At 65.1% G+C, this 21,751-nt stretch carries 23 protein-coding genes; 17 read left to right on the top strand and 6 right to left on the bottom strand.

The window, feature by feature from the left end:
• The first annotated feature begins 81 nt into the window (after positions 1-81).
• From DX905_RS14330 to DX905_RS14310, 5 genes are read left to right on the top strand one after another with little or no spacing between them, the layout of a single operon-like run.
• The gene (locus DX905_RS14330; RefSeq protein ID WP_116091947.1) at positions 82-1,032 is read left to right on the top strand and encodes an aldo/keto reductase; all 951 of its coding nucleotides are present in this window, start codon (positions 82-84) and stop codon (positions 1,030-1,032) included.
• A gap of 29 nt (positions 1,033-1,061) precedes the next feature.
• Complete coding sequence (locus tag DX905_RS14325) at positions 1,062-2,021, top strand: TauD/TfdA dioxygenase family protein (RefSeq protein ID WP_116091946.1); 960 nt, start codon at positions 1,062-1,064, stop codon at positions 2,019-2,021.
• Complete coding sequence (locus tag DX905_RS14320; protein WP_116091945.1) at positions 2,021-3,109, top strand: ABC transporter substrate-binding protein; 1,089 nt, start codon at positions 2,021-2,023, stop codon at positions 3,107-3,109. The genes DX905_RS14325 and DX905_RS14320 overlap by 1 nt, the downstream gene beginning before the upstream one ends.
• Entirely contained in the window at positions 3,106-3,933 is an 828-nt protein-coding gene (locus DX905_RS14315; RefSeq protein WP_116091944.1) for an ABC transporter permease, read from the top strand. Before DX905_RS14320 ends, DX905_RS14315 begins: the two co-directional genes overlap by 4 nt.
• Positions 3,930-4,649, top strand: coding sequence for an ABC transporter ATP-binding protein (locus DX905_RS14310; protein ID WP_116091943.1), 720 nt, complete (start codon positions 3,930-3,932; stop codon positions 4,647-4,649). The genes DX905_RS14315 and DX905_RS14310 overlap by 4 nt, the downstream gene beginning before the upstream one ends.
• A gap of 15 nt (positions 4,650-4,664) precedes the next feature.
• Here DX905_RS14310 and DX905_RS14305 read toward each other — a convergent pair whose 3' ends face one another.
• Positions 4,665-5,051, bottom strand: coding sequence for a MerC domain-containing protein (locus DX905_RS14305; protein ID WP_240320868.1), 387 nt, complete (start codon positions 5,049-5,051; stop codon positions 4,665-4,667).
• Between the two features lie 101 nt (positions 5,052-5,152).
• Between DX905_RS14305 and DX905_RS14300 the strand changes: the two genes are divergently transcribed.
• The 6 genes from DX905_RS14300 (at position 5,153) to DX905_RS14275 (ending at position 13,754) form a co-directional block, all read left to right on the top strand.
• Positions 5,153-5,980 carry a cytochrome b/b6 domain-containing protein gene (locus DX905_RS14300; protein WP_116091942.1) on the top strand — a complete coding sequence of 276 codons (828 nt, stop codon included), beginning with the start codon at positions 5,153-5,155 and terminating at the stop codon, positions 5,978-5,980.
• 160 nt (positions 5,981-6,140) lie between these two features.
• On the top strand, positions 6,141-6,866 hold the full coding sequence (locus DX905_RS14295; RefSeq protein ID WP_116091941.1) for a molybdopterin-dependent oxidoreductase: 726 nt from the start codon (positions 6,141-6,143) through the stop codon (positions 6,864-6,866).
• Positions 6,853-7,920, top strand: coding sequence for an SGNH/GDSL hydrolase family protein (locus DX905_RS14290; RefSeq protein WP_116091940.1), 1,068 nt, complete (start codon positions 6,853-6,855; stop codon positions 7,918-7,920). The genes DX905_RS14295 and DX905_RS14290 overlap by 14 nt, the downstream gene beginning before the upstream one ends.
• A gap of 342 nt (positions 7,921-8,262) precedes the next feature.
• The gene (locus tag DX905_RS14285; RefSeq protein ID WP_116091939.1) at positions 8,263-10,122 is read left to right on the top strand and encodes a glycoside hydrolase family 2 protein; all 1,860 of its coding nucleotides are present in this window, start codon (positions 8,263-8,265) and stop codon (positions 10,120-10,122) included.
• Positions 10,123-10,140: 18 nt separating this feature from the next.
• Positions 10,141-12,624 (top strand): glycoside hydrolase family 9 protein, encoded by a 2,484-nt coding sequence (locus DX905_RS14280; RefSeq protein ID WP_205412267.1) that lies wholly within the window; start codon positions 10,141-10,143, stop codon positions 12,622-12,624.
• Positions 12,621-13,754, top strand: coding sequence for an aldose epimerase family protein (locus DX905_RS14275; protein WP_162875656.1), 1,134 nt, complete (start codon positions 12,621-12,623; stop codon positions 13,752-13,754). Before DX905_RS14280 ends, DX905_RS14275 begins: the two co-directional genes overlap by 4 nt.
• On the opposite strand, the gene DX905_RS14270 is transcribed toward DX905_RS14275, so the two are convergent.
• Both DX905_RS14270 and DX905_RS14265 read right to left on the bottom strand, forming a co-directional pair.
• On the bottom strand, positions 13,743-14,615 hold the full coding sequence (locus tag DX905_RS14270) for an NAD(P)H-hydrate dehydratase (protein WP_116091936.1): 873 nt from the start codon (positions 14,613-14,615) through the stop codon (positions 13,743-13,745). The genes DX905_RS14275 and DX905_RS14270 overlap by 12 nt on opposite strands.
• The gene (locus DX905_RS14265; protein WP_116091935.1) at positions 14,612-15,376 is read right to left on the bottom strand and encodes a histidine phosphatase family protein; all 765 of its coding nucleotides are present in this window, start codon (positions 15,374-15,376) and stop codon (positions 14,612-14,614) included. The genes DX905_RS14270 and DX905_RS14265 overlap by 4 nt, the downstream gene beginning before the upstream one ends.
• Before the next feature lie 112 nt (positions 15,377-15,488).
• Here DX905_RS14265 and DX905_RS16140 point away from each other — a divergent pair, with 112 nt between their 5' ends.
• On the top strand, positions 15,489-15,635 hold the full coding sequence (locus DX905_RS16140) for a hypothetical protein (RefSeq protein ID WP_162875655.1): 147 nt from the start codon (positions 15,489-15,491) through the stop codon (positions 15,633-15,635).
• A 172-nt stretch (positions 15,636-15,807) separates the two neighbouring features.
• Positions 15,808-16,761: a serine hydrolase domain-containing protein gene (locus DX905_RS14260; protein ID WP_162875654.1), complete on the top strand. Its 954-nt coding sequence runs from the start codon at positions 15,808-15,810 to the stop codon at positions 16,759-16,761.
• Here the strand turns inward: DX905_RS14260 and DX905_RS14255 are convergent.
• The 3 genes from DX905_RS14255 to pspF form a co-directional block, all read right to left on the bottom strand.
• The gene (locus tag DX905_RS14255; RefSeq protein ID WP_116091933.1) at positions 16,758-18,392 is read right to left on the bottom strand and encodes a CTP synthase; all 1,635 of its coding nucleotides are present in this window, start codon (positions 18,390-18,392) and stop codon (positions 16,758-16,760) included. The genes DX905_RS14260 and DX905_RS14255 overlap by 4 nt on opposite strands.
• A gap of 67 nt (positions 18,393-18,459) precedes the next feature.
• Positions 18,460-18,795: a preprotein translocase subunit SecG gene (gene secG, locus DX905_RS14250; protein ID WP_116091932.1), complete on the bottom strand. Its 336-nt coding sequence runs from the start codon at positions 18,793-18,795 to the stop codon at positions 18,460-18,462.
• A 50-nt stretch (positions 18,796-18,845) separates the two neighbouring features.
• Positions 18,846-19,877, bottom strand: coding sequence for a phage shock protein operon transcriptional activator (gene pspF, locus DX905_RS14245; protein ID WP_116091931.1), 1,032 nt, complete (start codon positions 19,875-19,877; stop codon positions 18,846-18,848).
• A gap of 174 nt (positions 19,878-20,051) precedes the next feature.
• On the opposite strand from pspF, the gene DX905_RS16135 reads away from it, so the two are divergent.
• From DX905_RS16135 to pspC, 4 genes are all read left to right on the top strand, one after another.
• Positions 20,052-20,207 (top strand): hypothetical protein, encoded by a 156-nt coding sequence (locus DX905_RS16135; protein ID WP_162875653.1) that lies wholly within the window; start codon positions 20,052-20,054, stop codon positions 20,205-20,207.
• 96 nt (positions 20,208-20,303) lie between these two features.
• Positions 20,304-20,987: a phage shock protein PspA gene (gene pspA, locus DX905_RS14240; protein ID WP_116091930.1), complete on the top strand. Its 684-nt coding sequence runs from the start codon at positions 20,304-20,306 to the stop codon at positions 20,985-20,987.
• A gap of 4 nt (positions 20,988-20,991) precedes the next feature.
• Complete coding sequence (gene pspB / locus DX905_RS14235; RefSeq protein WP_116091929.1) at positions 20,992-21,309, top strand: envelope stress response membrane protein PspB; 318 nt, start codon at positions 20,992-20,994, stop codon at positions 21,307-21,309.
• Positions 21,310-21,341: 32 nt separating this feature from the next.
• Positions 21,342-21,731, top strand: coding sequence for an envelope stress response membrane protein PspC (pspC, locus tag DX905_RS14230; RefSeq protein ID WP_116091928.1), 390 nt, complete (start codon positions 21,342-21,344; stop codon positions 21,729-21,731).
• Positions 21,732-21,751: the final 20 nt, after the last annotated feature.

The following is a 21,751-nucleotide window of genomic DNA, read 5'->3' as shown; positions in this document are numbered from 1 at the left end:
GGCGTAAGTTTTTGTGTGTGGTCGCCCAACCGCTTCCGGCGTCAATCCACGGCCCATGGAACAGGCCGGCAGGAGAGTCGCATGGCGAAGATCGGTTCACTGGAAGTAAGCGCGCAGGGCTTCGGCGCGATGGGGCTATCGAACGTTTACGGTCATGCCGAAGATGCGGATTCCGTCCGTACCATCCATCGCGCGATCGAGCTGGGCATTACCCTGTTCGATACCGCGACCGGCTATGGCGATGGCCATAACGAACGGCTGCTCGGCAGCGCGATCGCTGGAAAGCGGGATCGCGTGGTGCTCGCCAGCAAATTCACCCATCGCCGCGGCGGCACCGACGCGATCGTCAGCGCACGCGAGGCGGTCGAGGCGAGCCTGCAGCGGCTCAACGTCGACCATATCGATCTCTATTATCTGCACCGCATCGATCCGCTGGTGCCGATCGAGCAATCGGTGGGCGAGCTTGGCCGGTTGCGCGACGAGGGCAAGATCGGAGCGGTCGGCGTGTCGGAGGCCGATGCCGACCAGATCCGCCGCGCGCATGCCGAAACCCCGCTGGCCGCGCTGCAGAGCGAATATTCCTTATGGACGCGCGATGTGGAGGCCGAGATCCTGCCGACCGTGCGCGAGCTCGGCATCGGCTTCGTCGCCTATAGTCCGCTCGGGCGGGGCTTCCTCGCCGGCGCCTTGCCGACCGAGGCCGACGACCGCCGCAACATCCATCCTCGCTTCCAGCAGGATGCGGTCGCGGCCAACGCCCGTCGCCGCCGCATCATCGAGGATGTCGCCGAGCGGCTTTATGCCACGCCGGCGCAGGTCAGCCTCGCCTGGGTCCTGTCGAAGGGCGTCGTGCCGATCCCGGGAACGCGCCACATCGCGCATCTCGAGGACAATGTCGCGGCCGGCGAGATCGCGCTCGATGCCGAGACGATTGCCGAACTCGAAGCGGCCTTCCCCCAGGGCGAGACCGTCGGTGATCGTTACCCGCCCGAACAGATGAAGCTGGTGCCGCGCCAGCCCGCCTTCGCCTGATCCCCTCCCAGCAAGAAAGGTCCGGACCCATGAGCACACAGCTTCAGCAGCCCCGCCAACACTATAACCGCATCCAGGTCGACCCGGTCACACCGGTGATCGGCGCCGAGATTTCCGGCGTCGACCTGTCGCGCCCGATCGACGCCGAGACCGCCGCCGATATCCAGAAGGCGCTGCATGATTGGCGCGTCGTCTTCTTCCGCGACCAGCAGCTTTCCAACGATCAGCTCAAGGCGTTCGGGCGGGCGTTCGGCCCCCTCACCCCCGCCCATCCCATCGCCGACGGACTGGAGGAGCATCCCGAAATCTGGGAGCGATCCGTCACCGAATATCGCACGCGGCGCAGCGCCAATGACAGTTTGCCGCCGGGACGCACGCCGCCGCGCGATTATAAAGGCTGGCATATCGACATCACCTTCGTCGCCAATCCCAACCGCTATTCGATCCTCTACGGCGTCGAGATCCCGGCATTCGGCGGCGACACCATCTTCGCCAACCTGATCGAGGCCTATCAGGGATTGTCGCAACCGATCCGCGACCTCATCGACGGGCTGCAGGCGGTCCACCGCACCAGCAGCTATGACAGTGCCAGCCGCGGCCCGCGCCGTGACGGGCTGCCGACAGGGCCGTTCACGGCGCTTCATCCGCTGGTGCGCATCCACCCCGAGACGGGCGAAAAACTGCTATTCCTCAACCCCGGCACCACCAGCCACATCGTCGGGCTCAAGGAGCGCGAGAGCCAGGCCTTGCTCGACCTGCTCTATGGCGAGCTGACGCGGCCCGAATATCAGGTCCGCTTTCATTGGCGCCCCGGCAGCCTGGTGGTGTGGGACAATCAGGCGGTCGCCCACGCCGGGCCGATTGATTACGCCCATTTCCAGGGCGCGCGCACGGTGCGCCGCATCACCGTCGCGGGCGAGCTGCCCAAGGGGCCGGACGGCTTCACCTCGCGGCCGCTGGAAGGCGACCTGTTCGGCGTGCTTGGCTGATGCCACGCGCCGCGTCCTCACGCCGCGCCGGTCCGATCGGGCTGGCGGCGTTCGTGATCGTCTCGATCGCCTTGCTGGTGGCGTTTGCGCCGGCAAGGCGCGGGGGCGCGGGGCCCGCCGCATTCGACCTGAGCAAGCCCTTGCCGGATACGATCCCGCCGGGCGTGGTGCTGCGCGTCGGCGACCCGGTCACGCAATGGATTTTCCAGCACGAAGGTTGGGAGAAGCAGCTCCCGTTCAAGATCGAATGGGCGCAGATCACCGGCGGGCCGGACGTGACCGAGGCATTCCACGCCGGCGCGCTGGATGTCGGCCTGGGCGCGAGCGTGCCGCCGATCCACGCTGCGTGGACAGGCATTCCGGTGCGGATCGTGGCCTTCCGCGACTTCGCCGAGCCTGACCGGCACCAGGCATGGGTGTTCGGCGTCTCGCCCAACGCCAAGGTCGCCTCGGTCGCGGATCTCAAGGGCAAGCGCATCGCCTTCAGCCCGAGCCAGGTCCAGGCGGTGGTGGTGCTGCAGACCCTGAAGGCAGCGGGGTTGAAGACCAGCGACGTCACGCTCGTCGAGCTTCCGTCCAGTATCGGCGGCGACGTCTACACCAACGCGCTGGCAAGCGGTGAGGTCGATGTGGCGCCATTGGGCGCCGGCATCGTCGTGCAGCGCTATATCCGAAAGTTTGGCAGCGACGGTGCGCGCTTGCTCAAGCACCCGCCGTTTCGCGACGATGCGCTCAACGTCTATGTGCCGGAAACGGTGCTGGCAGACCCCGGCAAGGCGGCGGCGCTCAAGCTCTTCATCCGCTATTGGGGCAAGGCGCAGGCTTGGATCAACGCCCATCCGGAGGCGCTCGCGGAAGGCTATTATGGCCGCCATCAGGGGCTTCCGATCGCGGACGGCCGCCTGATCGTCGGGGCGACCGGCAAGGTGCATGTCCCCGGCGACTGGTCCCGCGCACGCGCGGTCGAGCAGGCGGCGATCGACATATTGGGGCAGCAGACCGGCCGCCCTCGCCTCGATGCCGCGACCCTGTTCGATCCGCGCTTCGAGACCATTGCCGCCACGGCAGCGCAAGGAACGGCATCATGAACGCACATAGCGGGGAAATCCTGCCCGCGCCCGCTCGCGTGCAGCAACGCCGGGCGCTCGGGCCGGGCACGCCCAACCGTTACGGCCATCTGCTCGGACCGGGATTGTTGCTGCTCTATTGGGCGGTGCTGTCCGAGACCGGCTGGCTCGACCCGCGCACCCTGCCCGCGCCCTGGACGGCCGTTATCACGGGTGTCGAACTGCTGCGCGAGGGACGCCTGCAGACCAACCTCGCAGTCTCGGCAAGCCGGGCGGCGGCCGGACTGCTGGTCGGTGGCAGCGCGGGCGTGCTGCTCGCCTTCATATCCGGACTATCGCTGCTCGGCGGCTACGTGATCGACGGGCTGGTGCAGCTCAAGCGCGGTATCCCGATCCTCGCTCTCATCCCGTTCATGGTTTTGTGGTTCGGCATCGGCGAGCCGATGAAAGTCGGGGTGATCGCCGTCGCAGCCTTCTTTCCCATCTATATCCAGACGCACAGCGCCTTGCGCGCGATCGACCTGCGCTATGTCGAGCTGGCCGAGACGCTGGGGCTGAGCCGTGCCCAATTCCTCCGCCGCATCATAATCCCCGGCGCCCTGCCCGGCTTCCTGCTGGGGCTACGCTTCGGCGCGACCGCCGCCTGGTTGGCGCTGGTGGTGGTGGAGCAGCTGAATGCGACCAGTGGCATCGGCTATATGGTCACGCTGGCGCGCAACTATGCACAGACCGACGTCATGCTGGTCGGACTCGTCGTCTACGCGCTGCTCGGCTTCTCGACAGATGCCGTCATCCGTTGGGCCGAGCGGCGGTTACTCTCGTGGCGCAGGACGCTCGCCCGATGAACGCGCCCGCCGTCCGTATCCGTGACTTGCGGCGCACCTTCACGCTCAAGGGCGTGCTCAACGGTGTCGATCTCGACATCGCGCCGGGTGAATTCGTGGCGCTGCTTGGTCGCAGCGGCTCGGGCAAGAGCACCCTGCTGCGCGCACTCGCCGGCATCGATCATGAAGCGCAGGGGACAGGTGAAATCGTGTCGCCGCCCAGCGCGGTCATCTTCCAGGATTCGCGCCTGCTGCCGTGGCTGCGCGTGCTCGACAATGTCACGCTTGGCTTGACCGGACAGCAGCGCGCGGCGCGCGGCCTGGCTGCGCTGGAGGAGGTCGATCTCGCCGATCGCCAAGCGGCGTGGCCGCATGAACTGTCGGGGGGGCAGCAGCAGCGCGTGGCGCTCGCCCGCGCGCTGGTGCGCAATCCCGCTTTGTTGCTGGCGGACGAGCCGTTCGGCGCGCTGGACGCACTCACCCGGATGCAGATGCATGGCTTGATGCGGCGGGTGGCCGCGCGTCATGGGCCGGCCGTTTTGCTCGTGACACACGATATCGATGAGGCGATCCAGCTGGGCGAGCGCATCGTCGTGCTCGATGACGGGCGATTGAGCGCGAATATCCGTGTGGATCTGCCGACGGACAAGAGCGCGCGCGCCGAGCGGATCCTGGACCTGCGTGGTGTCTTGCTGCGATTGCTGGGTGTGGCAGCCGATGCTCAGGCGTCCGGCTAAGGCGGCCGGACCGGATCAGGCGGCGGTCAGATGGCTCGCGCGGCGGAAGCGCCAGTTGGTCAGGTGCGCGATGGCGATGGCGATGCTGCCGAGTACGGTCACCGGCATTTCCAGCGGTGTCTCACCCCAATGGATTGCAGCCAAAGCCAGCAGGGCCAGGCCAATCGTGCCGGCGATCAGCGGGCCCGCCAGCCGATGGCGCCGATAGCCCGCGAACAGGGCGCCCGCGGTTGCGGGGATCGCCAGAGCTAACGCGATCAGGTGAAAATGCTCCGGGATCGGCAGGACCGAGGAAAGCACCGGAAGCACCGCGATCAGCAGCGGCAGCACCAGGCAATGGATCAGGCAGGCGATGGTCGCCCCGACCGCGATACCTTCGATAAGATCGGCTCTGCTGCGCATGACGAGCCACAGATGGACGTTCCCGCCGCCAAAGGCAATGATATATTGTATCAAGCAAGTTAGGATGACGTTCAGCCGTGCCGCTGCTAAGCTAGACGCCTATGGCGCAGCAAACCGATCAGCGGCTGTATCGGCACAAGCTGCCAACGCGCATTTGGCATTGGCTCAACGCGCTGACGATCTTCATCATGCTGATGAGCGGGCTGATGATCTTCAACGCCCACCCGCGTCTCTACTGGGGCAAATATGGCGCCAATTTCGACAAGCCGTGGCTGCAGATCGGGCCGACGCCGAGCGGCGGCGGGCATGTCGTGATCGGGTCCCAGGTGTTCATTCCAACCACCGGGGTGCTCGGCCGCTGGAAGGATCAGCGCGGGGTCGTACAGACCCGCGCCTTCCCTTATTGGGCGACGATCCCCAGCCGCTACAGCCTGTCGGGCGCGCGGCGCTGGCATTTCCTGTTCGGCTGGGTGCTGATCCTGGCCGGCACCGCTTATTTCATCACCAGCCTGATCAACCGTCACTTTCGCAAAGACGTGCTGCCGTCGCGCGCGGAATTGAAGCCGCGCCACCTTTGGCAGGATATCAAGGATCACGCCCGCCTGCGCCTGCCGACCGGCGACGCGGCCGGGCGCTATAATCCGCTGCAGAAGCTGGCTTATGTCGGTGTGATCTTCTTCCTGATCCCGATGATGATCCTGACGGGGCTCGCGATGGGGCCCGGCTTCAACGCCACCTTCCCGCAATTGCTCGACCTGTTCGGTGGACGCCAATCGGCGCGATCGATCCATTTCCTGTGCGCGTTCGCGCTGCTGGCCTTCATCATCGTCCATGTCGCGATGGTGATCCTGGCCGGGCCAATCAACGAGATGCGATCGATGATCACCGGCTGGTTCCGGCCGCCGCCGGAGAAGCAGCGCCATGGTTGAGAAAATCAGCCGCGTCGATGCTCGCGCTCCCTCCGTTCGGGCTGAGCCTGTCGAAGCCCTGCCTTTCTTGCGGAGGGAGGACAGCCCTTGGACAAGCTCAGGGCGAACGGAAGGGCGCGGCGGCCAGACCAATCCTGCCGTAAGTCTCTCGCGGCGAAGTATGCTTGTTGCCGGCAGCGGCCTGCTGCTTGCCGGCTGCGATCGGATCGCCGCCACCGCCGGCGCCAAGGAGGCGTTCCAGGGCGCGGAAGACCTGACCTATCGCGTCAACCGGCTGATCACCCCGCGCGACGCCCTGGCGCCGCAATATAGCGGCGCGGACATCTCACCGATCTTCCGCTCGAACGGTACGTCCATGCCCGGTTCACCCGATTATGCCCGTCTGCTCGCGAACAATTTCAGCGACTGGCGGCTGCATGTCGGCGGGCTGGTCGCGCGGCCGCTCGCCGTCACTCTCGATCAGCTGAAGGCACTGCCCCAGCGCACCCAGATCACGCGCCACGATTGCGTCGAAGGCTGGAGCGCGATCGGGCAATGGACCGGCCCGGTGCTCGGCCCAATCCTGCAATTTGCCGGCCTGTCGAGCGCGGCGCGCTACATCGTCTTCCACTGCTATGACGATTTCGGCGGCGCGGCTTATTATGAGAGCATCGACCTCGTCGACGCCTTCCACCCGCAGACGATCCTGGCGTGGGCGCTCAACAACCGTCCGCTGCCGGTGCCGAATGGCGCGCCTCTGCGACTGAGGGTCGAGCGCCAGCTCGGCTACAAGCATGCCAAATATCTGCGCGCGATCAAAGCGGTCGCCAGCCTCGACAAGATCGGCGGCGGCAAGGGCGGCTTCTGGGAAGATTCGAGCGATTATGCCTGGTATGCGGGGATTTAGCCGGGCCGCAATCGCCCTTGCGCTGACAGCCGGCGCATCCGGGGCCGCCCCGCCCCTCCCCGTCCATGAAGGCGGGCGGGTCATTCGTCACGGCGATGGCAGCGTGGAGTTTGGCTGGCCCGCGACCTATTTCGAAAGCCGCTTTCATGGCACCGGCGTGAGCGTGACGCTGGACAGCGCCAGCGAGCGGATGCGCCTGTTGATCGACGGCGCCGAGAAAGCGCTGTTCATCCAGCCGGGGCCTGTCAGCATGACCATGGCAGGGCTGAAATTGGGCGACCATCTCGTCCGCCTCGAGAAACTGACCGAGAGTCAGACCGGCGGCGGACGCTTCTTTGGCTTCACGCCGACCGCCGACGGCACGCCCCTCCCCGCTCCGGTCCATGCGCGCGCCATCGAGTTTGTCGGCGATAGCTATACGGTCGGCTATGGCGACCTGTCGGTCAGCCGCACCTGCACCAGCCAGGAGGTGCACGACCGGACCGATAGTCAGCAGGCATTCGGACCGCTGCTCGCGCGCCGGCTTGGGGCGGATTATCGCGTAATCGCTTATTCGGGCTTCGGCATTGTGCGCAATTATGCCGGCGGCGCGCCCGGATCGAACCTGCCCACATTGTTCGCCCGCCTGAAGCCGGACGATGCCGGCCAGCTGGACGCGCCCGACGACAATTGGCGCCCGCAACTCATCGTCGTGAACCTCGGCACCAACGATTTCTCGACGCCGCTTCATGCCGGGGAGAAATGGCCCGACGCCGCCGCGCTGCAGGCGGATTACCGGGCCAGCTATGTCGACTTCGCCCGCCGACTGCGCGCGGGGAGCCCGCAGGCAACGCTGATCCTCATGGGTTCGGACGCCTTTTTCGGTGCGGTCGAACAGGTCGCCGCGACGCTGAACCGCGACGGCGGGAGGCCGGTGCTGACCCTGCATTTCGGTGATCTTGAGCTCACCGGCTGCAATTATCATCCCTCGCTCAAAGACCAGGCCGGGCTGGCCGCCAGCCTGGAGAGCCTGATCGCGCAGCATCCGGCGATCTGGGGTAGCGCGCAGCCCTGACCGGCCCCACCCCCTCCCCGGGATCACGCACGGTTGACAACCGTACGTATAAAGCGTACAATCGTGACAACGCAGATGCTCTTACGCTTGAGCCAACTTCCTGCCTGTTACCTGGCGGAGCCTATGCGCGTTCCAATGGGTGCGCGGTCGCGCCGGCGCGTCGCCAAAATCATCAAGTTCGTTTCTGGTGTTTTTTTGTTTTCCCGCTCGGTGCGCGTCCGCGGATCCCGGCCGACGTGGCACGCACCGCGGCGAATGCATCGGCCGAAATTGCGTTGCCCTTCTGGCCCCGATACAGGTCGGGCAAGCGCGCAGGAACGAGCCGCGCATCGGGAGAGCGTGATGGACAAGGGCCTGATCAAGATCGCCGCATTCGTGATATCCCTGTGGGCCGTCCCGGCCGTAGCCACGCCGATGTTGACCGCCGGGGATCTGCGCCCTGCCCAAAGCCTCGACGGCGCGTGGCATTATTCGGTCGATCCCTATCGCGACGGCGAGGCCGGCTTCCACGGTGGCGAGCCCGGCCCGAGCAGCCGGCGCTATGCCGATCTCGATGTGGAAGCGGCAATGAAGGCCGATCCGACCGCCTTGTTCGAATATGACATGGACCAGTCGCCGACGGCCACCCTGCCTTCGTCTTGGCTGACCCATGCGCCGGAGATGCGTTATTATCAGGGGCTGGTCTGGTACGAGCGCAAGTTCGACGCCCAGCCCAAGCCTGGCATGCGCCAATTCCTGCGCTTCGGAGCGGTCAATTATCGCGCGACGGTGTGGCTCAACGGCCGGAAGGTCGGCGCGCATGAGGGCGGCTTCACCCCCTTCGCGCTGGAGGTGACCGGCGTCGTGCGCGCGGGCCAGAACCGGCTGGTCGTGGCGGCGGACTCGGCATCGAGCGACACCACCCTGCCCCCGTCCGTGACCGACTGGGAAAATTATGGCGGCATTACGCGCAGCGTAAGGCTGGTCGAGACACCGACGACCTATGTGGACGATCTGTGGGTGCGGCTGACACGGGACGGCCGGATCACGGCCGACGCGCAGCTCAACGGACCGGCGAGCGCTAATCAAGCCGTCACTGTCCGCATTCCCGAACTCAACGTCACGATCGGCGGCAAGAGCGACGCCGCCGGCAAATGGTCCGGTTCGGTCGGCGTACCGTCGCGGCTGCGACTTTGGTCGCCCGAGACACCCAAATTATACGCCGTCACGGCAAGCAGCGGCAGCGACGCGATTACCGACCAGATCGGCTTCCGCACGATCGCCGTTAAGGGCGCGCAGATCCTGCTGAACGGCAAGCCGATCTACCTGCGCGGCATTTCGGTGCACGAGGAAGAGATCGGCGCCAACCCCGGGCGCAATATCACGCCGGAAGCAGCTCACGACCTCCTCGCTGTCGTCAAGGACGGGCTGCACGGCAATTATGTCCGCCTTGCCCACTATCCCCATTCGGAAGTGATGACGCGCGAGGCCGACAAGATCGGGCTGCTCGTGTGGAGCGAGATTCCTATCTATTGGCGGGTGGCGTTCGATAACCCGCAAGTGCTCGCCAAGGCGCGCACAATGCTGGCCGAGAATATCGAGCGTGATCGCAATCGCGCGTCGATCATCATCTGGTCGGTCGCCAACGAGACGCCGGTGAGCGCGCCGCGCACCGACTTCCTGGAAACGTTGGCGGACGATGCCCACCGGCTCGATCCGACGCGGCTGGTCTCGGCAGCTTTACTCAACGACCGCACGACCACGAACGGTCATGCCGAGATGGTGCTGAACGATCCGCTTGTCAGCCATGTCGATGTGCTGGCGATCAACACCTATAATGGCTGGTATACGGCGGATAAGCTTGCCGACGTACCGAACATCACGTGGCGCGTGCCCGCCGACAAGCCGCTCGTGTTCTCCGAATTGGGCGCGGACGCGCTCGCCGGCTTCCACGACCCGGCGACGATGCGCAAGGAATCGGAGGAGTATCAGGCGGCTTTCTTCCGGCAGACGCTGCAGATGGCGGATCGCATCCCGACGCTCGTCGGCATGAGCCCATGGGTGCTCAAGGACTTCCGCTCGCCGCGGCGCCAGCATCCGGTGTTCGAGAGCGGCTGGAACCGCAAGGGGCTGATCTCGCCTACCGGCCAGCGCAAACAGGCCTTCCAGGTACTCGCGGATTATTACGCCAAGAAGGCGTCGGACGCGGCATCTATCAAATAATCACGGAGAGGATTGAGGGTGCGTAAGATAGCCTCTTTGCTATGCATGACAGCGTTGGCGGGGGCGGCAGCCGCCGCTCCCAATCTCAAACTTAACGAGCAGGGCTATTTCGCCGAGCCCGGGCTGAACGTGATGTCGTTCAGCGACTATTATCCCGACGGCCACCAGACCGGCGTCACGATCGTCCAGCATGGCGTGCGCGTCGCCGCCAATGGCGATCTGCGGCTGGAGGCCTCCCCCGGACAATGGTCGGCGATGCCCGCCACCGGCGAACGCATTGTCGATCCCGCCACGCAAACGGTATCGCGGCGCCTGTCCTTCCCTGATCCGGCCAAGGATCGCACGGGCTTCAACCCGATCGTCTATCCCGATCTCAAACTCGGCTACACCGTCAGCGTGACGCCCCTGGACGGCAATAGCTTCCGCATTCGGGTCGATCTCGATGCGCCGCTTCCCGCCAAATATGTCGGCAAGGTCGGTTTCAATCTCGAATTGTTCCCTGGCGACCTGTTCGGCAAGAGCTGGCTGCTGGACAAGCAATCCGGCATCTTCCCGCGCCAGGCGAACGGCCCGATGGCAGCCGATGCCGGCGGCGAACAAATCGCCGCCCCGCTCGCGACCGGCCGAACGCTGGTCGTGGCGCCGGACAGCGACAAGCAGCGGCTGACCATACGCAGCGAGACCGGCACGCTGACCTTGCTCGACGGCCGCGGCAATCTCAACAACGCCTGGTTCATCGTGCGCAGCCTGGTGCCCGCGGGCGCTACCAAAGGCGCGATCGAATGGGTGGTGACGCCGAGCGTCATCCCCGGCTGGAAATCCTCGCCGGTGCTGCAGGTCTCCCAGCTCGGTTATACCAGCCGCCAGCCCAAGCAGTTGGTGATCGAGCAAGACGCGACCGACGCCAGCTCAGAGTCCGCGCATCTCTATCGGCTGACGCCCTCCGGCCGCGAGGAAGTGAAGAGCGGCCGGCCCACGGATTGGGGCCGCTTCCTGCGCTATGGCTACCACACCTGGGACTTTTCCGATGTGACCACGGCGGGCATGTACGTCATCTCCTATCGCGATCAGACCAGCCAGCCGTTCAAGATCGGCGACGATGTGTATGATCGTCACGCCTGGCAGCCGACGCTCGAATATTTTCTGCCGGTTCAGATGTGCCACATGCTGGTGCGCGAGAAATATCGTGTCTGGCACGGGCTCGATCATCTCGACGACGCGCTGATGGCACCGGTCAACCTCAACCATTTCGACGGCTATGCGCAGGGCCCGTCAACACTGACCAGATATGAGCCGCTGGAGCATGTGCCGGGGCTGGATGCTGGCGGCTGGCACGACGCAGGCGATTACGACCTGCGCGTCGAAAGCCAGATGGGCACGACCTGGCTGCTGGCGAAGATGATCGAGGAGTTCGGCCTCGATTACGATGCGACCACGATCGATCAGGCCAGGAAGCTCGTGCTGATCCACCAGCCGGACGGCAAGAATGATGCGGTCCAGCAGGTCGAGCACGGGCTGCTGACCGTACTCGGTGGCTACCGCGCGCTGGGCCGATTGTACCGCGGCATCCAGGACGCCACGCTGGAGCAATATACGTTGCTGGGCGAGGCGGCGAACTCGACCGACAATGTCGTCGGCAAGCCTGTGGCCGGGCTTGGGAATTATTTCCAGAGCGTGCCGATCCCGGCGGACGACCGGCTCGTCTTCACCGAAGATAATCCCAATCGCGAGACCGAGGTGGCCGGACAGCTTGCCACGGTCGCGCGGGTCATGAAGAACCGCGACCCCAAACTGGCGGCCGAAACGCTCGCGGCCGCGCGCGATGTCGCGGGCAAGGCGCTCGACCGGGCGACCAGCGTCGAGAACAAGGCTTTTGCCTTGGCCGAGCTCTATCTGTCGACCGGTGACAAATCGTATATGGACCGGCTGATCGCAATGAAGCCGGAGATCGTCGCGCAGATCGATCGCGCCGGCTGGGCGGTGGCGTCGGTGATCGACAAGGTTCCGGATGCTGCATTCAAGCGGGACCTTCGCACGGCGGTTGCCGCCTATCAGGCCAGGCTCGCCGCCAGCGCCCGCACGGACTCGCCTTATGGCGTGCCCTACAAGCCCGACATCTGGGGCGCCGGCTGGACGATCCAGGAATTTGGCGTGAAGCAGTGGCTATTGCACAAGGGCTGGCCGGATCTGGTACCGGTCGCGAACTTCGTGAACGCGCTCAATTTCGTGCTGGGCGTCCACCCGGGCGAGAATAATGCGTCGTTCGCATCAGGCGTCGGCGCGCATTCGGCAACGGTCGCCTACGGCTTCAACCGTGCCGACTGGAGTTACATTCCGGGCGGGGTCGTTTCCGGGACCGCACTGATCCGTCCCGATCTGCCCGAGCTTAAAGTTTGGCCTTACTTCTGGCAGCAGACCGAATATGTGCTCGGCGGAGGCGAGACCAATTACATGTTCCTCGTCCTCGCCGTGAATCAACTCTACAAGGACAGACGCCGGTGAGGTTTTCGCAGATCGCAACGGGTACGGCGCTTGTTGTTGCCATTGCGCCTGCGGTTCAGGCCGGGCGCGTCGGCTTCGGCCGAACCAGCGAAGGCCGCGCCGCCCATCTCTACACGCTGACCAACAAGAATGGCATGGTCGTGCGCTTCACGGATTATGGCGGGCTGATTACCGAGATCGACACACCCGATCGCATCGGCAAGCGCGCCAATGTCGCGCTCGGCTTCCGCAGCGTCGGCGAATATCAGGCGCGCAACGGCCTCTATGGCTTCGGCTCGCCGATCGGCCGCTATGCCAATCGCATCGGCGGCGCGCGTTTCACGCTCGACGGCAAGACCTACAATTTCACGCCGAACAACGGGCCAAACCTGCTCCACGGCGGGCCGCCCGGTTATAATGTTCGCTTCTGGCGCGTGGCGATGAAGCCGTTCGGCATCAATCATGGCGCGGTGCTGACGCTCACCAGCCCAGATGGGGATCAGGGTTTTCCCGGCACGTTGCGCGTCCGCATGACCTACACGCTGACCGAAAATAACGAGCTCCGGATCGACTATCGCGCGACCACGACCAAGCCGACGGTACTCAACCTGACCAACCACAGCTATTTCAACCTCGCCGGCGAGGGCAACGGCGATGTCGGCGGGCATATTGTCGAGATCCGTGCAAGCGACGTGGCGCAGACCGACAAAACGGCACTGCCCACCGGCCGGATCGTCCCGGTGTCGGGCCCACTCGATCTGCGCAGCCCGCACGTCCTGCGCGATGGGATCGACGCGCTGCGCGCCGCCGGCCTGGGCGGCTACGATACGCCCTATGTGCTGGCCAACGCGCCCCGCAGGACGCCGGAACTGGCGGCGCGTGTGACCGAGCCGACATCGGGTCGAATGATGGAAGTCTACACGACCGAGCCCTCGGTGCAGGTCTACACCGCCAACCATCTTGCGGGTATCGACAAGGGGCCGAGCGGGCAGCCTTATGTCCGCTATGGCGGCCTGGCGCTGGAGACGCAGCACCTGCCCGACAGTCCCAATCACCCCGAATGGCCGACGACCGTGCTGCGCCCAGGCCAGGTGTTCAGGTCGACCACCATCTACAAGTTCGTGACGCCGGTAGACCGCCTACACAATTAGCAAGCGCGGCAGGTGGGGTAGGAGCTCGCGGGCGAGGAACCCCGTGGGGCCGATCTCCGCTGCTGCCGCCCGGCCGGCGGCCCCGTGCAGCCAGACGCCCCATCCTGCCGCCGTGAGCGGCGCCACGCCGCGCGCGAGCAGCCCGCCAATCACGCCGGCGAGCACATCGCCCGAACCGCCGGTGGCAAGGCCCGGCGCGTCGCTATCGTGAACCAACGTCTCTCCGTCCGGTGACGCGATGATCGTCCGGGCATCCTTGAGGACGACGATCGCACGGAAGCGGCGGGCGGCCTCGCGTGCCGCCTTTTCGGGGTCGGCGGCGATTGCCTCTTCGCTGGTTCCCGACAGATAGGCCATTTCGCCATGATGAGGCGTCAGCACGACGCGGCAATCATGCGCCGCGATCATTGTCTCCAGCCCGGCAGCGCAGGCAAGCGGGGCCGCGTCTAGCAGGATAGCGAGGCCGGCGCGCGGCTTGTCGATCACCCGCTTGGTCAGGGCCCCCACATCAGATCGCCCGCTCATACCGGGACCGAACACGAAGGTGTCGCAGGTCTCGAGCTGTTCGTTGATGAGCGGCGCGGCTTCAGGCCCCAGTTCGCCATCTTCGCCCTCCGGCAAGGCGATTACACCCGCTTCCGGCATGGCCAATCCCAGCGGGATGGCGGCGGCCTCGATCGTGCCCATGCGCACCTTGCCCGCGCCCACGCGGAGCACTGCTTGCGCGGTCAACCCGAGGGCGCCCGGCACACGCCGGCTGCCGCCGACGGCAAATACGCGCCCGCGCTTGTTCTTGTCGGTGCCGTTAGCGCTGGCCGGCAGCGGATTGGCATTGCGCCAGGTGAGATCGATCCGGTTCATCCGCGCGCGGCGACCACCGGATCGGGCGCATCGGTGGTAACCTCGCCCTCATCCTCAATCGGCAGCGCGTCGTTGTAGCGCACCAGCACCAGCCCGCCCGAGCGGCCCGCTTCCGGATCGAAGCGATATTCGGTCACGCCGCAATTGGCGACGTTGGCCGCGCGATCGATCCCGAGGATCTCGTCCTCGTCCAGCCGCTCCAATATGTAGCGCAGACACAGCACTACCACTTGATGGCACACGATCATCACGCGGCGCTCGGCATAGTGAAGCGAGACGGTGTCGAGCACCGAGCGCAAACGCAGGATGACGTCGCACCAGCTCTCGCCGCCGGGGGGCCGATGATAGAATTTTCCGAGCAGGCGCCGGAATTCAGCCTGGTCGGGATAGGCCTGCGCGATGCCGGGCGCGGTCAGCCCGTCCAATATGCCGAACTCCTTCTCGCGCAGCCGCTCGTCCGAGCAGATCGGATCGTCGCTGGCACTGCCGCCGGCATCGCGAAACAAATGCGCCGTTTGCAGCGCGCGTTTGTAGGTGGAGGACAGCAATACATCCGGGCGGTCCCCCTCCGGCTGACGCGAAAACCAGTCGCCGAGCGCGTGCGCCTGCCGTGTCCCTAGCGGGCTGAGCGGAATATCGACGTCGCGCCCATCGAGCGCGATGCGGTGCAGCTCGGCACGCAAGGCCGCGTCACGCGCGACATTGCCGGCGCTCTGCCCGTGCCGCACCAGCCATAATCGCGTCGGCCATCTCTGCGCCATCGTCCGCCTCCGCCCTCCCCAACCCAGCCGCACGCCATTCGGTTTCACCTCCTTCGTCGTTGCGCGGCACGGAAAGCGGCGCACGGCGTTAGAAAGGAGAAGGAGAAATATCATGGCCAGCCAACCCCCAAGCCCCGAAATCCCCACGGACCTCCCCATCGACGAGCCAGTACCGACGCCGGTCGATCCGATCCCGCCGGTGCCAAGCGATCCGGTGATCAACGGCGCGGCCGGCAGCTCGCTGATCGAAGGGCCGTAACGGTAAACTTTGAGGAAGAGCGCAAACATGTCCGGCCCTGCGCCCGGCCAAGAAATTAGTGGCCCATCATGCGCCGACTACAATTGTAATTGAAGGTTCAGGTTCGGCCTGCCAATGTTGCGATCGACATTGCTCTTGGGGGACGATGCCGATGCTCGGGACAGGCCGATCCTTGCTGCAGCGAACGGCCTCGGCCCTGAGCTGGTGGGCCTCGTCCGACCGTGCTTCGGGCGAACCTGCTCCATTGCCCCACACGCTCGAGACGATCGCCGAGACAGCGGTCGAAGGCGGCTATAGCGCCGGTATCGGGCTGGGCTTCTGCTTGCCGATCAAATCGCCCGCAGTCGCATCCTTCGGCCATGCCAACCTCGAAACACACACCCGGATCGATAACGGGAGTCTTTTTCGGATCGGCGCGTGCACGCATCAGATTATCGCAGCGGCGATCCTGCTGCTGGTCGAGCGAAATAAACTCCATCTCACCGATAAGGTCGGGCATGCACTGCGCGGTGACGACGGGTCTGACACGGAGAGTGTGCACGATCTACTGCTTGGGGACGCCGCAGCATACGTCACGCTCGGACAGTTAATTGAACACGTAGCGAGCGAGAGTTTGGCGGGCTTCGTTACCGATAACCTGCTCATTCCGGCGGGCATGACGGCGAGCCGGTTCACCGATGCGACCAGGATTACGCCGCATCGGGCCTCCGGCTATCGGCTGAGCGGGGATCGCGCGCACGATTTCAGCAATGCCGGCGCAGGCCAGGATGCTGCCGCCGACGAGCTCCACGCAAATGCGGGCGACCTCCTGCTGTGGAATCGTGCGCTCCATAACGGGCGGCTACTGACGCGCGGCACGGTTGATATGATGACTGCCACCGGCGTCGAAAGCCCGCCGTGCCCGGCACTTGCGCCGTTCACCGAACGCCATAAGCGGGGGTTGGGGATCGAGGTTGGCCGGATATTCGGGCGGCGCGCCTTCTGGCGGCGCGGCCAGGCGCCGGGCTTCGACACCTGGCTGTTTCACTTTCCAGACGATCGCGCGGATCTGGCGCTGCTCGCCAACACCGAACAGGGGGCCGCAACGATCCTGGAGCCGATTCTGCGCGCGATCCTGCGGGTTTAGACCAGCCGGCTCTGCTTGAGCGCGGCTTCGATGAAGCTTGCGAACAAGGGATGCGGATCGAACGGCTTGGACTTCAATTCCGGATGGAATTGCACGCCGACGAACCAGGGATGGTCGGGCCGCTCGACGATTTCGGGCAGCTCGCCATCGGGAGACATGCCGGAGAAGACAAGGCCGCCTTTTTCGAGCGCCTCGCGATAGTGTACGTTGACTTCGTAGCGGTGGCGGTGGCGTTCCGAAATGTCGGTCGAACCATAGATGGCCGAGGCGTGGCTATTGCCCGCGAGCAGCGCTTCATAGGCGCCGAGCCGCATAGTGCCGCCCAGATCCCCCCCCTGCTCGCGCTTCTGCAAACCTTCGACGCTCATCCATTCGGTGATCATGCCCACCACCGGCTCGTCGGTCGGGCCAAATTCGGTGGTCGATGCCTTTTCGATGCCGGCCGTGTTCCGCGCGCCTTCGATGCAGGCCATCTGCATCCCCAGGCAGATGCCGAAATAGGGTACCTTGCGCTCACGCGCGAAGGTTACGCTCGAAATCTTGCCCTCGCTGCCGCGCTCGCCGAAGCCGCCAGGGACGAGGATGGCGTTCATCGGCTCGAGCTTGGCCGCAATCTCCTGCTCGTCTTGCTCGAACAATTCGGCATCGAGCCAGCGGATGTTGACCTTGACGCGATTGGCGATGCCGCCGTGGACCAACGCCTCGTGCAGACTCTTATAGGCATCCGGCAGGCCGACATATTTGCCGACCACACCGATCGTGACCTCGCCTTCCGGATTTTCCAACCGGTCGACGATATCGTGCCAGCGCCGCAGATCGGGGGGGCTGCCCGGCTCCATATTGAACGCGCGCAGCACCGCCGCGTCGAGCCCGGCGGCGCTATACTGGATCGGCACCGCATAGATGTTCGATGCATCCAGCGCCGGGATAACCGCCGTCAGCGGCACGTTGCAGAACAAGGCGATCTTGGCGCGCTCGGTTTCGGGAAGCTCGCGCTCGCAGCGGCAGACCAGCACGTCGGGCTGGATGCCAAGGCTGGTCAGATCGCGCACGCTATGTTGGGTCGGCTTGGTCTTCAGTTCGCCCGCCGCGGCGATGTACGGCACCAAAGTCAGGTGGACGAAGCAGGTATTCTCGCGGCCGAGATCGTTCCGCAGCTGGCGGATCGCCTCCATGAACGGCAGGCTTTCGATATCGCCGACCGTGCCGCCAATCTCGCACAAGACGAAATCCAGATCGTCCACTTCGGCGCGCGCGAACTCCTTGATGGCGTCGGTCACGTGCGGGATTACCTGCACGGTCGCGCCGAGATAGTCGCCGCGCCGTTCGCGCTGGATGATCGACTGATAGATCCGGCCCGACGTGATGTTGTCGCTCTGCCGCGACGGCACGCCGGTGAAGCGTTCGTAATGGCCTAGATCGAGGTCGGTCTCGGCCCCGTCGTCGGTCACATAGACCTCGCCGTGCTGATACGGGCTCATCGTGCCCGGATCGACATTGAGATAGGGATCGAATTTCCGAATGCGCACACGGTATCCGCGCGCTTGCAAGAGCGCCGCGAGCGACGCTGCCATCAGGCCCTTGCCAAGCGAGGAGACCACGCCGCCGGTTATGAATATGAACCGCGCCATGGGAGAAAAGGCTTAGCGGTTCGAATCCGAAATGGGCAAGCGGCGTTTTCGCCTTTGCCCTGCAAAACTAACGCGCCAGCGGAACCGCATTGTTGTCGGCCGGCGGCGGCGCAGGTGCGGCGGGAGCCGAAACCGGGGCCGCCGTCCGGGCAAGACTGGTGTCGATCCGGCTCGGGCTCTTCGACATAGTCGCGAGCGCGGCCAGGCCGATCGAGAGAATGACGAACACGGTCGCCAATATGGCGGTGGTGCGCGTCAGGAAATCGGCGGCACCGCGCGCGCTCATCAGCCCGGCCGGGTTTCCACTCGAAGCGAGACCACCGCCCTCGGAACGCTGCATGAGAATGACGCCGACGAGCGAGGCCGCGACGATCGCGTGGATGATGAGAAGGAAGGTAAGCATAAGGGCGGGCCGTTAACGCAAAGGGGCGCGAGGAGCAACCGAGAGCATGGCTACCCCGCCGCCTTCTCTAGCAGATCGTGGCGCCGCAAGGCGTGGCGGAGCTGATCGTAGCTCAGCTTGAGCGCGGCCGCGGTTGCGCGCTGATTGAAGCGGCAGCGGGCGAGCGCTGCCTCCAGCAATTGTCGTTCGTGCGCATGGCAGGCCGCGCGCAGGTCGTCGCAATGGTAGGACGGTGGCGGCGCGGCTGAGGGCGTCGCGGTTGCAGGAACGGGTGCATCGTCCCGTATCGGACGCACGACATCGCGGCGATAGGGCGAGGCGAAGGGATCGAACTGGATCGCGTCGACCGGCTTGTCGGTTTCGTCCCAACGATAGACCGCACGCTCGACCACGTTGCGCAGCTCGCGGACATTGCCGGGCCAGTCATAGGTTTCGAGCTGCTCGGCGGCATGCTTGCCGAAACCGGGCCAGCGCGGCCAACCCAGTTCGGCCGCCATCCGGCGGGCGAAATGGTCCGCCAATACTGGGATGTCGCCTTCGCGCGCCCGGAGCGGCGGCAGATTGATCACCTCGAAGCACAGGCGATCGAGCAGGTCGGCGCGGAAGCGGCCGCGTTCGACCAGCGCCGGCAAATGTTCGTTGGTGGCGGCGACGATCCGCGCATCGACGCGGATCGCGCGGGACGATCCGATCCGCGTCACCTCGCCATATTCGACCGCGCGCAACAGCCGTTCCTGCGCGCCCTGGCTCAGCGTCGCCAGCTCGTCCAGGAACAATGTCCCGCCATCGGCCTCCTCGAACCGGCCGGCGCGCGCCTTGGTCGCCCCGGTGAAGGCGCCGGCCTCGTGCCCGAACAATTCGGCCTCGATCAGCGTCTCGGGCAACGCCGCGCAGTTCATTGTCACGAGCGGGCCCGCCCAGCGCGGGCTGAGGCGATGCAACCGTTCGGCTACCAATTCCTTGCCGGTGCCGCGTTCGCCGATCACCAGGACCGGCCGGTTGAGCGCGGCCGCGCGGCTGGCCCGCTCGACGGCATCCAGGAACGGACCCGATTGGCCGATAAACTGTGCTTCGCGATCCATGCCGAGAGGTTGGCGGATTTCACCACTTTTTGGCAAGTACTAATTAGCGAATATGCTGCCCTTTTTGGTTAAAATGGCGCTTTTCAGCCATTTCTTCGACTTGGCACGCCCCCTGCAAAGAATGAGGCAACGCCGGGTAGCCGGCGATGAAATCCAGGTTCAGGGAGAAATCCAATGTTCAAGTTCGACAAGACCGACATGCAGCGCTTCCTGGTTTCGGGAGTGGCCGCATTGGCAATGTCCGCCACCTGCGTGTTCGCAGCGGTAGGCCCGGCCAAGGCCGCGACGACCAGCCCGACGCAGCAGGTTATCCAGATCGCCGCGCGGTAATCGCGGCGACGTCCGGGGCGGGTGGTCCCTTAGCCCGTCCCGGATTACAACAATGGCCAGAGTGACGGCCGGAACGCGTAGACAGGAGCAGACACGATGGGAATTTTCTCCCGCACACGAGACATCATCGCAGCCAATATGACCGATCTGCTCGATCGGGCTGAGGACCCCGCGAAGATGATCCGCATGATCATCCTTGAGATGGAGGAAACCCTGGTCGAGGTCCGTGCGTCGGCCGCCCGTCACATTGCCGATCAAAAGGAAATGCGTCGCCAGATCGCCAAGCTCGACGCGGTTCAGCAGGGCTGGATCGAGAAGGCCGAGCTCGCTCTGTCCCGCGACCGTGAGGATCTCGCCAAGGCGGCTCTGGTCGAAAAGCAGAAGACCGCTGACCTTGCCGAGCAACTGCGCGATGAAATCGCCGCGATCGACGAGGCGCTGGGAAGCTGCGAAGCGGACATTGCCAAGCTGCAGAGCAAGCTGCGCGAGGCCCGTGCCCGGCAGAATTCGGTCTCGACGCGGCTTGAATCCGCCCAGAACCGGACCCGCCTGCGCGAAATGTATGCCGGCCAAAAGGTCGAGGACGCCTTCTCGCGCTTCGAGCTGCTCGAGCGCCGGGTCGACTTCGCCGAAGGTCGCGCCGACGCCGCCGGCATGGGCGTGCAGAAGAGCCTCGAGGAGGAAATCTCCGAGCTGCGCTCCGCCGACAAGGTCGATGCCGAACTGGCCGCGATGAAGGCCCGCGTCGCGGGTCCGGCCGCGCCAAGCCAGGAAGGCTGAGCGCATGGACGCCCCAATCTTCCTGGTATCGGTCATCTCGATCCTGACTTTGTTCGTCGGGCTGCCGTGGCTGATCTTCCACTATGTCACCCAGTGGAAGAAGAATGGAACGCTCTCCGTCGAAGATGAGAATCTGCTCGACGAATTGCACGCTCTGGCGCGCCGTCTCGACGATCGCATGAATACGATCGAACGGATTGTCGCCGCCGACAGCCCAAGCTTCCGGCCCGGCCTGCGCGACGAGCGCACCGAGCTTGACGAGGATTTCGAACTGCCCCGCTCGCCCGAGCGGGCCACCCGCACCCGCCGGCGCGAGCATTGAGCCACCGCGCACTATCAAGAGGGGAGTTACCAATGACACCGCGCCGCACCCGCTTCTACCTCGACAAGCAGAATGGCAAATTCCTGGGCGTTTGTGCCGGGATCGCCGATTATACCGGCATCGACGTCCTGCTCGTCCGCGTCGGTTTCGTGCTGCTCAACTTCGCCACCGGCTTCTTCGGCGGCTTCGGCATCGCCGCTTATTTCGTCGTCGCCTGGGTGGCCGACAAGAAGCCGCGCGAGCTGGACTATGAAGATCGTGAGGACCGCAAATTCTGGCAGAAGGTCCGCGCGCGGCCGGGCAATTCGATCCGCGACGTCCGCGCCAGCTTCCGCGACATCGACCGCCGCCTCGCTGACGTCGAAACCCACGTCACCAGCCAGAACCGCCGGCTCGCCGACGAGATCGAAGCGCTGCGCTAAAGTCGCGATCGGACACGAAA

The sequence above is a fragment of the Sphingomonas crusticola genome (genome assembly GCF_003391115.1).
Classification (GTDB): Bacteria; Pseudomonadota; Alphaproteobacteria; order Sphingomonadales; family Sphingomonadaceae; genus Sphingomonas_I; species Sphingomonas_I crusticola.
The sequence above is the reverse complement of the archived record's forward strand: the minus strand, read 5'-3'. Positions and strand labels throughout refer to the sequence as shown.

Coding starts and splice junctions, on each gene's coding strand:
- DX905_RS14290 (WP_116091940.1), top strand. CDS start 6,853: ATGCGGGGATTTAGCCGGGCCGCAATCGCCCTTGCGCTGACAGCCGGC.
- DX905_RS16140 (WP_162875655.1), top strand. CDS start 15,489: ATGGCCAGCCAACCCCCAAGCCCCGAAATCCCCACGGACCTCCCCATC.
- DX905_RS14310 (WP_116091943.1), top strand. CDS start 3,930: ATGAACGCGCCCGCCGTCCGTATCCGTGACTTGCGGCGCACCTTCACG.
- secG (WP_116091932.1), bottom strand. CDS start 18,795: ATGCTTACCTTCCTTCTCATCATCCACGCGATCGTCGCGGCCTCGCTC.
- DX905_RS16135 (WP_162875653.1), top strand. CDS start 20,052: ATGTTCAAGTTCGACAAGACCGACATGCAGCGCTTCCTGGTTTCGGGA.
- DX905_RS14265 (WP_116091935.1), bottom strand. CDS start 15,376: ATGGCGCAGAGATGGCCGACGCGATTATGGCTGGTGCGGCACGGGCAG.
- pspC (WP_116091928.1), top strand. CDS start 21,342: ATGACACCGCGCCGCACCCGCTTCTACCTCGACAAGCAGAATGGCAAA.
- pspA (WP_116091930.1), top strand. CDS start 20,304: ATGGGAATTTTCTCCCGCACACGAGACATCATCGCAGCCAATATGACC.
- DX905_RS14285 (WP_116091939.1), top strand. CDS start 8,263: ATGGACAAGGGCCTGATCAAGATCGCCGCATTCGTGATATCCCTGTGG.
- DX905_RS14315 (WP_116091944.1), top strand. CDS start 3,106: ATGAACGCACATAGCGGGGAAATCCTGCCCGCGCCCGCTCGCGTGCAG.
- DX905_RS14255 (WP_116091933.1), bottom strand. CDS start 18,392: ATGGCGCGGTTCATATTCATAACCGGCGGCGTGGTCTCCTCGCTTGGC.
- DX905_RS14305 (WP_240320868.1), bottom strand. CDS start 5,051: ATGCGCAGCAGAGCCGATCTTATCGAAGGTATCGCGGTCGGGGCGACC.
- pspB (WP_116091929.1), top strand. CDS start 20,992: ATGGACGCCCCAATCTTCCTGGTATCGGTCATCTCGATCCTGACTTTG.
- DX905_RS14270 (WP_116091936.1), bottom strand. CDS start 14,615: ATGAACCGGATCGATCTCACCTGGCGCAATGCCAATCCGCTGCCGGCC.
- pspF (WP_116091931.1), bottom strand. CDS start 19,877: ATGGATCGCGAAGCACAGTTTATCGGCCAATCGGGTCCGTTCCTGGAT.
- DX905_RS14295 (WP_116091941.1), top strand. CDS start 6,141: ATGCTTGTTGCCGGCAGCGGCCTGCTGCTTGCCGGCTGCGATCGGATC.
- DX905_RS14330 (WP_116091947.1), top strand. CDS start 82: ATGGCGAAGATCGGTTCACTGGAAGTAAGCGCGCAGGGCTTCGGCGCG.
- DX905_RS14300 (WP_116091942.1), top strand. CDS start 5,153: ATGGCGCAGCAAACCGATCAGCGGCTGTATCGGCACAAGCTGCCAACG.
- DX905_RS14325 (WP_116091946.1), top strand. CDS start 1,062: ATGAGCACACAGCTTCAGCAGCCCCGCCAACACTATAACCGCATCCAG.
- DX905_RS14320 (WP_116091945.1), top strand. CDS start 2,021: ATGCCACGCGCCGCGTCCTCACGCCGCGCCGGTCCGATCGGGCTGGCG.